Genomic DNA, 11,078 nt, shown 5'->3' on the forward strand with positions numbered 1-11,078 from the left:
CGTCCAGCGGGCAGGTCACCGCCCGTAACGTCAGCTACAACGGCACCATTCCGGCGGGCGGCTCGGTGGACTTCGGCTTCCAGGCCAACCACACCGGCAACACCGCCAAACCGTCGTCGTTCGCCCTCAACGGCAACACCTGCTCCTGAACGCCAGGCCCCGGTGCGCGCACCGCGCGCACCGGCCCCGGCGGGTGGCCGGCCCGCCGCCCATCCGCCATCGGCGAATCGACGACCGTCAGCGAGGCCGGACCGAGGTCCGGCCTCGCTGGTCGTGCCGATGACGGTCGGGTACGCCCGCCGTTACGCAGCTGTTGCTGGAAGGTATCTTGACCTCTTCCATGTGAGCGCTAACACTTGTGACTGTCACTGCGTGGAGGTGAGGATGAGCGACGTGGACGGGTCGGGCACCCGATATGTCGTCGGTGTCGACTACGGCACGCTGTCCGGTCGGGCGCTGGTCGTCCGGGTGAGCGACGGGGCTGAGCTGGGCACCGCGGTGCACGAGTACCGCCACGGCGTCATCGAGTCGACCCTGCCCCGGGGCGGCACGCCGCTGCCGGCGGACTGGGCGCTGCAGGACCCCGAGGACTACCGCGAGGTGTTGCGGCACGCCGTGCCCGCGGCGGTGGCCGACGCCGGGGTGGACCCGGCACAGATCGTCGGCATCGGCGTCGACTTCACCGCCTGCACCGTGCTGCCGACCCTGGCCGACGGCACTCCGCTGTGCGAGGTGCCGGAGCTGCGCAACCGTCCACACTCCTGGGTCAAGCTCTGGAAGCACCACGCCGCCCAGCCGTACGCCGACCGGATCAACGCCCTGGCCCACGAACGCGGTGAGCCGTGGATCGGCCGGTACGGCGGCAAGATCTCGGCCGAGTGGCAGTTCGCCAAGGGCCTGCAACTGCTCGACGAGGCGCCGGACCTCTACCGGCGTGCCGAGCGGTTCGTCGAGGCGGCCGACTGGATCGTCTGGCAGCTGTGCGGCGTCGAGACCCGCAACATCTGCACCGCCGGCTACAAGGGCATCCGGCAGGACGGTCGTTACCCGTCGACGGACTTCCTGGCCGCGCTGCATCCCGGCTTCACCGACTTCGTCGCCAAGCTGGACGGCCCGCTGCGGGCGATGGGCGAGCGGGCCGGCACGTTGACCGCCGAGGCGGCGGCCTGGACCGGCCTGCCGGCCGGGATCGCGGTGGCCGTCGGCAACGTCGACGCGCACGTCACCGCCGCCGCGGCCCAGGCCCTGGCGCCGGGTCGGCTCGTCGCGATCATGGGTACGTCCACCTGCCACGTCGTCAACGGCAGCCAGCTGGCCGAGGTGCCCGGGATGTGCGGCGTCGTCGACGGCGGCATCAGCCCCGACCTGTGGGGCTACGAGGCCGGGCAGAGCGGCGTCGGTGACATCTTCGGCTGGTACGTCAAGCACGCCGCCCCCGCCGGTGTCGACTCGCACGAGCGGCTCACCGAGCTGGCCGCGGCCCAGCCGGTCGGCGCGCACGGCCTGATCGCCCTGGACTGGTGGAACGGCAACCGTTCACTGCTGGTCAACCACGACCTCAGCGGCCTGATCGTCGGGCTGACCCTGGCCACCCGCCCGCCGGACATCTACCGGGCGCTGCTGGAGTCGACGGCGTACGGGACGCGCATGATCGTCGAGGCGTTCGCCGAGGCGGGCGTGCCGGTCACCGAGCTGATCGTGGCCGGCGGTCTGACCACCAACCGGCTGCTGATGCAGATCTACGCGGACGTCACCAACCGGCCGTTGGGCATCATCGGCTCGGCGCAGGGCCCGGCGCTGGGTTCGGCGATCCACGCCGCGGTGGCCGCCGGCGAGTACTCGGACATCTACCAGGCGTCCGAGGTGATGGGCCGGGTGGACCGGGACGTCTACCGGCCGGATCCCGACCGGGTCCGGGCGTACGACGCGCTCTATGCCGAGTACCGGACCCTGCACGACCACTTCGGCCGCGGCGGGGACGACGTCATGTCCCGGCTGCGGACGATCCGCAACAACGCCCTCGCCGACGCGGCGGCGCAGGAACCGGCCGCACTGGAGGTCGTCGGATGAACACCCGGTGGGACAACGAGATCTGGCAACTGCGCGAGACGGTCGCCGGACTGCACTCCGCCCTCACCCGGTACGGGCTGGTCGCCTGGACCGCCGGCAACGTCTCCGCCCGGGTGCCGGGCCAGGACCTCATGGTGATCAAGCCGAGCGGGGTCGACTACGACGACCTCTCGGCGGACAACATGGTGGTCTGCGACCTGAACGGCACCGTCGTGGACGGGGAACACTCCCCGTCCAGCGACACCGCCGCGCACGCCTACGTCTACCGGGCGATGCCGGAGGTCGGCGGGGTGGTGCACACGCACAGCGGGTACGCCACCGCCTGGGCGGCCCGTGGTGAGTCCATCCCCTGCCACCTGACCGCGCAGGCCGACGAGTTCGGCGGGGAGATCCCGGCCGGCCCGTTCGCCCTGATCGGCGGCGACGACATCGGCAAGGGCATCGTCGCGACCCTCTCCGGGCACCGTTCGCCCGCGGTGCTGATGCGCAACCACGGCGTCTTCACCATCGGCAAGGACGCCCGCGCCGCGGTGAAGGCGGCGGTGATGTGCGAGGACGTCGCCCGTACCGCGCACCTGGCCCGCGCGCTCGGCCCGCCGGTGCCGATGGCCCAGGCGGACATCGACGCCCTCTACCACCGCTACCAGAACGTCTACGGCCAGCGGCCCGCGTCCACGAGTTCCTGACGCCCACCGCCCGCACCGTCTGCCGGACGCACCACCCGACCGGCGGAAGTACCACCCGAGCACCACCACCGAAACAACAACCGCACCACCGCACACCGCTCCACCAGCGCGGAACCGCGCGGCCGTGCCACGGCCGGGCGGACCCGGTCCATCACCCCGAGGAGTTCCCGTGAGAAGCATGCGAAGTTTCCCCACCTCGCGCCGCGCCGTCGCGGTGCTGGCCGCCGCGCTGCTGGTCGGCGGCGTGACGGCGTGTGGCAACAGCGACACCGGCGGCGGGTCCGGCGGCGACAAGAAGATCGTGCTGGGCTTCTCCCAGGTCGGCGCGGAAAGCGGCTGGCGGACGGCGAACACCACCTCGATCAAGGAGTCGGCCGCCGCCGCCGGGATCGACCTGAAGTTCGACGACGCGCAGCAGAAGCAGGAGAACCAGATCAAGGCGATCCGGAACTTCATCCAGCAGAAGGTCGACGTGATCGCCTTCTCGCCGGTGGTGGAGTCCGGCTGGGACACCGTGCTCAAGGAGGCCAAGGACGCGAAGATCCCGGTGATCCTGACCGACCGGGCGGTGGACTCGGCCGACAAGTCGCTCTACAAGACCTTCCTCGGCTCGGACTTCGTCAAGGAGGGCAAGGCGGCGGGCGACTGGCTGGTGGAGAACACCAAGGACGCCACCGGCCAGGTGAACATCGTCCAGCTGGAGGGCACGACCGGCTCGGCCCCGGCCAACGACCGTACGAAGGGCTTCGCCGAGGCCATCGCGGCCAACCCCAAGCTGAAGATCATCGCGAGCCAGTCGGGTGACTTCAAGCGGGCCGACGGCAAGCAGGTGATGGAGCAGTTCCTCAAGGCCAACCCGAAGATCGACGTGCTGTTCGCGCAGAACGACGACATGGGCCTGGGTGCGATCGAGGCGATCACCGCGGCCGGCAAGGTGCCCGGCAAGGACATCAAGATCATCACGGTGGACGCGGTCAAGGACGGCATGCAGGCGCTGGCCGACGGCAAGTTCAACTTCATCGCCGAGTGCAACCCGCTGCTCGGCCCACAGCTGATGGAGCTGGTCAAGAAGGTGAAGGCCGGCGAGACCGTGCCCGAGCGGATCGAGACCAAGGAGACCACCTTCACCCAGGACACGGCCAAGGCGGCCCTGCCGGACCGCAAGTACTGATCGACGACCGGATCGCCACACCAACCGGCGACCCCGCCGCCACCCCACCCGGCCCACGGGCGGTCACCCCGCCCGGCGGTCCGGGCGGGGTGGCGGTCCGCCGCACCTCGCACCCGCGGCGTACGGACAACCTGAACTCTGCGAAAGGTCTGGTGGGATGACCCAGAGCCAGCCGGTCCTGACAATGACGGGAATCGGCAAGTCGTTCCCCGGCGTCCGGGCCCTCGACGACGTCGCCCTCCGGCTCTTTCCCGGCGAGGTACACGCCCTGATGGGTGAGAACGGCGCCGGCAAGTCCACCTTGATCAAGGTGTTGACCGGCGTCTACGACATCGACAGCGGCAGCATCACCCTCGGTGGGCAGCCGGTCTCGTTCAGCGGCCCGATGGCCGCCGCCGCGGCCGGGGTGAGCACCGTCTACCAGGAGGTCAACCTCTGCGCCAACCTGTCGGTCGCGGAGAACATCTTCATCGGCCGGGAGCCGCGTCGCCTCGGTGCCGTCCGCTGGGGTGAGATGCGGCGGCAGGCCCGCGCCCTGCTGGCCCGGCTGGAACTGGACATCGACGTGAGCGCGCCGCTCGCCTCGTACTCGATCGCGGTCCAACAGATGGTGGCCATCGCCCGGGCGATCGACATCAGGGCCACCGTGCTGGTCCTGGACGAGCCCACCTCCAGCCTGGACGCCGGCGAGGTGGCGCAGCTGTTCCGGGTCATGCGCCAACTGCGCGACGACGGCATCGCGATCCTGTTCGTCACCCACTTCCTCGACCAGGTGTACGCCATCGCCGACCGGATCACGGTGCTGCGCAACGGACGCCTGGTGGGTGAGTACCCGACGGCCGACCTGCCGCAGCTCAGCCTGGTCGAGAAGATGATCGGCAAGGAACTCGACGTACTGGAGCGGCTGGACGAGCAGCCCCGGCCCGACCTCGCCCAACTGGAGCGCGGCGAGCCGTACGTCGAGGCGCGCGAACTCGGTCGCGGCGGATCCGTGGCGCCGTTCAACCTGACCATCCACGCCGGGGAGGTGGTCGGCCTCGCCGGCCTGCTCGGCTCGGGGCGTACCGAGGTGGCGCGCCTGTTGTTCGGTGCCGACCGGGCCGACCACGGCAGCGTGTCGGTGCGGGGCACGACCACCGCGCTGCGTACCCCGGTCGCCGCCATCGACCACGGCATCGGTTACTGCTCGGAGGACCGCCGCGCCGAAGGGATCATCCCCGAACTCACCGTGCGGGAGAACATCGTCCTCGCCATGCAGGCGGCCCGCGGCTGGTTCCGCCCGATCCCGCGCCGTCGCCAGGACGAACTGGCCGACCGCTACATCAAGGCGCTCAGCATCCGGCCGGCAAACCCCGACCTGCCGGCGGGCAACCTGTCCGGCGGCAACCAGCAGAAGGTGCTGCTGGCCCGCTGGCTGATCACCGAGCCGCGGTTGTTGATCCTCGACGAGCCGACCCGCGGCATCGACGTCGGCGCCAAGGCAGAGATTCAGAAGCTGGTGGTGCAGCTGTCCGACGGTGGGATGGCGGTGCTGTTCATCTCCGCCGAGTTGGAGGAGGTGCTCCGGCTCAGCCACAAGATCGCGGTGATGCGCGACCGCGAGCTGGTCGCCGAGCTGACCAACGACGACACGGTGGACGCCGACCGGATCATGCAGACCATCGCCGGCGGCGCGCGGCAGAACGAGGGAGTTCACCCATGAGCCGGTACCGGACGTTGACCTCGCACCGGCTGTTCTGGCCGGTTGCCGTCCTCGTCGCCCTGCTCGTCGCCAACACGGTCTACCGGCCCGGCTTCCTGTCCGTCGAGCTCAAGGACGGACATCTGTACGGCAGCCTGGTCGACATCGTCCGGCTGAGTGCCCCGCTGATGTTGGTCGCGCTGGGCATGACCCTGGTCATCTCCACCGGCGGCATCGACCTGTCGGTCGGCTCAATCTGCGCCATCAGCGGCGCCGTCGCCTGCCTCTACATCAGCCACCAGCCCGACCAGAACGGCTTCGCCGGGGTGCTGATCGCGCTGGTCCTCGGCTTCGGCACGGCCCTGGTGCTCGGGGCCTGGAACGGGGTCCTGGTCGCGGTCATCGGCATCCAACCGATCATCGCCACGCTGATCCTGATGGTGGCCGGCCGGGGCGTCGCCCAGCTGATCACCCAGGGCCAGATCATCACGATCAACTCCAGCCCGTACAAGGCGATCGGCGTCGGGCACCTGTTGGCCCTGCCGCTGGCCATCTTCATCGCGCTCGCCGCCGCGCTGCTGATCGCGGCGGTGCTGCGGCGGACCGCGCTGGGGATGGTCGTCGAGTCGGTCGGCGGCAACGCGCGGGCGAGCCGGCTGGCCGGCATCCGTTCCGGTCGGATCACCTTTCTGGTCTACGTCATCAGCGCCGCCTGCGCCGCGATCGCCGGGTTCATGATGACCGCCAACGTCTCCAGCGCCGACGGCAACTCCGCCGGCCTCTGGGTGGAACTCGACGCCATCCTCGCCGTCGTCATCGGCGGCACCTCGCTGGCCGGCGGCCGGTTCTCGCTCAGCGGCACCATCCTCGGTGCGCTGCTCATCCAGACCCTCACCACGACGGTGTACGCCATGAACATCTCCCCACAGACGTCGCTGCTGTTCAAGGCGGTCGTGGTGATCATCGTCTGCCTCATCCAGGCGCCGGCGTTCCGGGCCCGGCTGGGTGCCAGGTTCAGCCGCCGCAGGCCGGGTGCCGCACCCGTCAGCCCGGTGGCGGACGAACGGAAGGAACAGGTGCCGGCATGACCACCGCCTCCCTCGCGACCGTACGGAACACCTGGGCGCGACTGCCGCGCCGGCACATCCCGGTGCTGACCACCCTCGTGCTGCTGCTGATCCTGTACGGCATCGGGGTGTCCCAGTACCGGGCGTTCTCGAACGTCCAGGTCGTCTTCAACGTCTTCATCGACAACGGGTTCATGCTCGTCGTCGCGGTCGGGATGACGTTCGTGATCCTGACCGGCGGGATCGACCTGTCGGTCGGCTCGGTGGTCGCGATGACCGCGATGGTGTCGGCCGCCCTGCTGCGCGCGGGCCTGCCGGCCGGCCTGGTGCTGGTGATCGCGTTGCTCATCGGTCCGACCCTGGGCCTGCTGATGGGCTGCGTGATCCACTTCTTCGAGATCCAGCCGTTCATCGTCACCCTGGCCGGGATGTTCTTCGCCCGCGGGATGTGCACCTTCATCAGCGACAAGTCCATCCCGATCACCGACGGGTTCTGGACCGCGGTGTCGCAGAAGCGGATCGGCGACCCGGCCGGTAACTTCGTGTCGATCAGCGTGCTGATCGCGTTCGCCGTGGTGGCCGTGGCCGCGTACGCGCTGGCGTACACCCGCCTGGGGCGCAACGTGTACGCGATCGGCGGCAACGCGCAGTCGGCGCTGTTGATGGGTCTGCCGGTGGGGCGTACCCGGATCGCCGTGTACACGATCAGCGGGCTGTGCTCGGCGATCGGCGGCATCCTGCTGTCCTTCTACACGCTCTCCGGCGCACCGCTGATCGCGATCGGCATGGAACTCGACGTCATCGCGGCGGTGGTCATCGGCGGCACGGTGCTCACCGGCGGGTCGGGATACGTGTTCGGCACCGTCCTCGGCGTGCTGGTGCTGGGCGTGATCCAGACGTTGATCACCTTCGACGGCAGCCTCAACTCCTGGTGGACCAAGATCGTGATCGGCGGCCTGCTCTTCGCCTTCATCCTGCTCCAGCGCCTCATCGGCATCCGCTACAAGTGAACCCCCGCGCCCTCCCGCGCGCCGGGGGCCCGAGTGCCACCGGAGTCCGGGTCGGCGGAGGTCCAGTGACCGTTCCAACTCGTGGAAGGCAACCTGCATGGCAACGCACCCTGAGCCCGAGGTCTGGTTTCTCACCGGGAGCCAGCCCCTGTACGGCGAGGACACCCTTCGCCAGGTGGCCGACCAGTCCCGCCGGATCGCCGAGCTGCTCGACACCGCGCCGGACATCCCGGTGCGGATCCGCTGGAAGCCGGTGCTGACCACCAGCGACGAGATCCTGCGGGTCTGCCAGGACGCCGCGGTGCAGGGTGCGGTCGGGGTGATCGCCTGGATGCACACCTTCTCGCCGGCCAAGATGTGGATCTCCGGCCTGGACGCGTTGCGGACCCCGCTGCTGCACCTGCACACCCAGTCCAACGTCGCGCTGCCGTGGGCCGAGATCGACATGGACTTCATGAACCTGAACCAGGCCGCCCACGGCGACCGGGAGTTCGGCTTCATCCAGACCCGGCTCGGGGTGGCCCGCAAGACCGTCGCCGGGCACGTGACCGACCCGCGGGTGGTCGCCCGGGTCGGTGCCTGGGCCCGGGCCGCCATCGGCTGGTCGGCGATGCGGTCGCTGCGGCTGGCCCGGTTCGGCGACAACATGCGCAACGTCGCGGTGACCGAGGGCGACAAGGTCGAGGCGGAGCTGCGCTTCGGCGTCTCGGTCAACACGTACGGCGTCAACGACCTGGTCCAGGTGGTCGACGAGGTGCCGGACGCGCAGATCGACGACCTGGTCAAGGAGTACGACGACACGTACCGGGTCGACGCCGGGCTGCGTCCCGGTGGGGAACGGCACGACTCGCTGCGGTACGCGGCGCGGGTGGAACTCGGTCTGCGGGCCTTCCTGGACCGGGGCGGGTTCCGCGCGTTCACCACGAACTTCGAGGACCTCGGTGGGCTGCGCCAGTTGCCGGGCATCGCCGTGCAGCGCCTGATGGCCGACGGCTACGGCTTCGGCGGCGAGGGTGACTGGAAGACCTCGGTGCTGGTCCGGACCGTCAAGGCGATGTCGGTCGGCGTCGAGGGCGGTACGTCGTTCATGGAGGACTACACCTACGACCTGACCCCCGGCTCGGAGGTGATCCTCGGCGCGCACATGTTGGAGGTGTGCCCGACGATCGCCTCCGACACGCCGACCGTCGAGATCCACCCGCTCGGCATCGGCGGCCGGGAGGACCCGGTCCGGTTGGTCTTCGACGGCCGGCCGGGGCCGGCCGTGGTGCTCGGCCTGGCCGACATGGGCGAGCGGTTCCGGCTGGTCGCGAACGAGATCGACGTCATCGCGCCGCCCCAGCCGTTGCCGAAGCTCCCGGTGGCACGGGCCGTCTGGCGTCCGCGACCGCACCTGGCCGGCTCGGCCGAGGCGTGGATCATGGCGGGCGCACCGCACCACACCGTGTTGTCCCAGGCCGTCGGCGTGGAGGAACTGCACGACCTGGCCGAGATGGCGCGGACCGAACTCGTCGTCATCGACGCCGACACCGAGCCGCGTCGATTCGCCGCCGAACTCCGGTGGAACCAGGCCTACCACCGGCTGGCCCGCGGGCTGTGACCGCCCGGACGCCGGCGCGGCTGTCGGGGGTCGGCGGGTCGGTCGGGGAGCCCGGGAGGGTCCGGCTGTCGGTGGTCGGCCGGCTGGGCTGTCGTACACTGTCCGTGATTCAAGGCTTCCGGCCCGGGTCGCCGGAGCGGGTGCCGGGAGAGGCGATCGTGCAGCCCAGGCCACTCCGGTCGAGCACCGACGGCCCTCCGGCGAGCAGGTGGGAGTGACATGGCTGCGCGCGGTCCGGCGATGACGGACGTGGCCCGCCTCGCCGGGGTCTCCCATCAGACGGTGTCGAGGGTCCTCAACGGGCACCCCAACGTCCGTGAGCAGACCCGGCTGCGGGTGCAGGCGGCCATCGCCGAGCTGGGGTACCTGCCCAACCGGGCGGCCCGCGCGCTGGTCACCGGCCGCTCGCAGGTGATCGGCGTGGTCGCCCAGAACACCACGCTCTTCGGCCCGGCGTCCCTGCTCGCCGCCCTGGAGCAGACGGCGGCCGAGGAGGGCTTCGCCGTCAGCGTGGGCAGTGTGCGGAGCCTGGACCACCGGTCGATCTCAGAGGTGGTCGAGCGGCACCTCGCCCACCGGGTCGCCGGCATCGTCGTGATCGCGCCGGTCGAGTCGGCCGGCGAGGCGCTGGAGCACCTGCCCCGGGACGTCCCGCTGGTCACCGTCGACGGTGACCCTCGCCGGCCGGTGCCGCTGGTCACGGTCGACCAGGTGGCCGGTGCCCGGGCGGCCACCCAGCACCTGCTCGACGCCGGGCACCGGACCGTCTGGCACGTGTCCGGGCCGTCCGACTGGTTCGACAGCGCGGGCCGGATCGAGGGCTGGCGGGAGGCGTTGCGGACGGCCGGGGTGGAGGTGCCGCCGCTGATGGCGGCGGACTGGTCGGCGGCGTCCGGCTACCGGTGCGGGCAGATGTTGGCCCGGATGCCGGAGGCCACCGCGGTCTTCACCGCCAACGACCATGTCGCCCTCGGCGTGTTGCGGGCCCTGCACGAGCACGGCCGGCGGGTGCCGCGCGACATCAGCGTGGTCGGCTTCGACGATGTGCCGGAGGCCGCCTACTTCATCCCACCGCTGACCACCGTCCGGCCGGACTTCGACGCGGTGGCCCGGGCCAGCCTCCGGTTGCTGCTGGCCCAGATCGAGTCGAACGGCGGCGGCCGGCTGCGGCAGACCGTCGCGCCCACCCTGATCGCCCGGTCCAGCGTCGGCCCGCCGCCGCGCTGATCCGGTACGTCATGAACACCGTCGGCCCGGCCCCGGAGTTCTCCGGGACCGGGCCGACGAGGGCTCAGCTCAGCTCGCCGTGCAGGTCGGGGTGCCGGACGGACCGGTCCCGTTGCCCTGGAAGCCGAACTCGGTGGTCTGGCCGGCACCGACCTGACCGTTGTAGCTGACGTTCTGGAAGCCGACCGTGCCGCTGTTGCCGCTGGCCGTGGCGTTCCAGGTGTTCGTGACCGTCGTGCCGGACGGCAGGGTGATCCGGACGTTCCAGCCGCGGATGGCGGCCGACCCGGCGGTGACCTTGACGCTGGCGGTGAAGCCGCCGTTCCACGAGTTCAGCGTCACCGACGCGGTGCAGCCGCTACCGCCGGGCGGCGGGGTGGTCGGCGGGGGAGTGGTCGGTCCGCCGGTGGTGGGCGGCGGGGTCGTGGGCGGCGGGTTCGTGCCGCCGGCGTTGAGGGCGTCCAGGACGGAGTTGTAGGCGGCCTTCTTGTTGCCGTTGCCGTCGAACAGCAGGGGGTTTTCTCCGGTGCGCCAGGAGTCGCTGTCGCGGATGCCCCAGACGGTGA

10 protein-coding genes are annotated in these 11,078 nt (G+C 70.7%); 9 read left to right on the plus strand and 1 reads right to left on the minus strand.

All coding sequences use genetic code 11. From position 1 onward, the window contains the following. The 9 genes from ACFOX0_RS33385 to ACFOX0_RS33425 form a co-directional block, all read left to right on the plus strand. The coding region (locus tag ACFOX0_RS33385) for a cellulose binding domain-containing protein (RefSeq protein ID WP_377553576.1) at window positions 1-149 on the plus strand (149 nt) is incomplete at its 5' end. 235 nt (window positions 150-384) lie between these two features. After that, window positions 385-2,070, plus strand: coding sequence for a ribulokinase (araB, locus tag ACFOX0_RS33390; protein ID WP_377553560.1), 1,686 nt, complete (start codon window positions 385-387; stop codon window positions 2,068-2,070). Next, a complete protein-coding gene (locus tag ACFOX0_RS33395; protein ID WP_377553562.1) occupies window positions 2,067-2,756 on the plus strand; it encodes an L-ribulose-5-phosphate 4-epimerase in 690 nt (229 codons plus the stop codon). Before araB ends, ACFOX0_RS33395 begins: the two co-directional genes overlap by 4 nt. A gap of 178 nt (window positions 2,757-2,934) precedes the next feature. Then, the gene (locus ACFOX0_RS33400; protein WP_377553578.1) at window positions 2,935-3,927 is read left to right on the plus strand and encodes an ABC transporter substrate-binding protein; all 993 of its coding nucleotides are present in this window, start codon (window positions 2,935-2,937) and stop codon (window positions 3,925-3,927) included. Window positions 3,928-4,084: 157 nt separating this feature from the next. Further along, window positions 4,085-5,629, plus strand: a complete 1,545-nt coding sequence (locus ACFOX0_RS33405) for a sugar ABC transporter ATP-binding protein (RefSeq protein ID WP_377553564.1) — start codon at window positions 4,085-4,087, stop codon at window positions 5,627-5,629. Next, window positions 5,626-6,696: an ABC transporter permease gene (locus ACFOX0_RS33410; protein WP_377553566.1), complete on the plus strand. Its 1,071-nt coding sequence runs from the start codon at window positions 5,626-5,628 to the stop codon at window positions 6,694-6,696. Before ACFOX0_RS33405 ends, ACFOX0_RS33410 begins: the two co-directional genes overlap by 4 nt. Continuing rightward, complete coding sequence (yjfF, locus tag ACFOX0_RS33415; RefSeq protein ID WP_377553568.1) at window positions 6,693-7,685, plus strand: galactofuranose ABC transporter, permease protein YjfF; 993 nt, start codon at window positions 6,693-6,695, stop codon at window positions 7,683-7,685. The genes ACFOX0_RS33410 and yjfF overlap by 4 nt, the downstream gene beginning before the upstream one ends. Before the next feature lie 97 nt (window positions 7,686-7,782). Beyond that, window positions 7,783-9,285, plus strand: coding sequence for an L-arabinose isomerase (gene araA, locus ACFOX0_RS33420; protein ID WP_377553570.1), 1,503 nt, complete (start codon window positions 7,783-7,785; stop codon window positions 9,283-9,285). A 219-nt stretch (window positions 9,286-9,504) separates the two neighbouring features. Then, window positions 9,505-10,512, plus strand: a complete 1,008-nt coding sequence (locus ACFOX0_RS33425; RefSeq protein ID WP_377553572.1) for a LacI family DNA-binding transcriptional regulator — start codon at window positions 9,505-9,507, stop codon at window positions 10,510-10,512. 69 nt (window positions 10,513-10,581) lie between these two features. On the opposite strand, the gene ACFOX0_RS33430 is transcribed toward ACFOX0_RS33425, so the two are convergent. Continuing rightward, window positions 10,582-11,078, minus strand: a 497-nt coding sequence (locus tag ACFOX0_RS33430; RefSeq protein WP_377553574.1) for a cellulose binding domain-containing protein, incomplete at its 5' end; no start/stop codon positions are given.

The sequence above is a fragment of the Micromonospora zhanjiangensis genome (genome assembly GCF_042650605.1).
Classification (GTDB): domain Bacteria; phylum Actinomycetota; class Actinomycetes; order Mycobacteriales; family Micromonosporaceae; genus Micromonospora_J; species Micromonospora_J zhanjiangensis.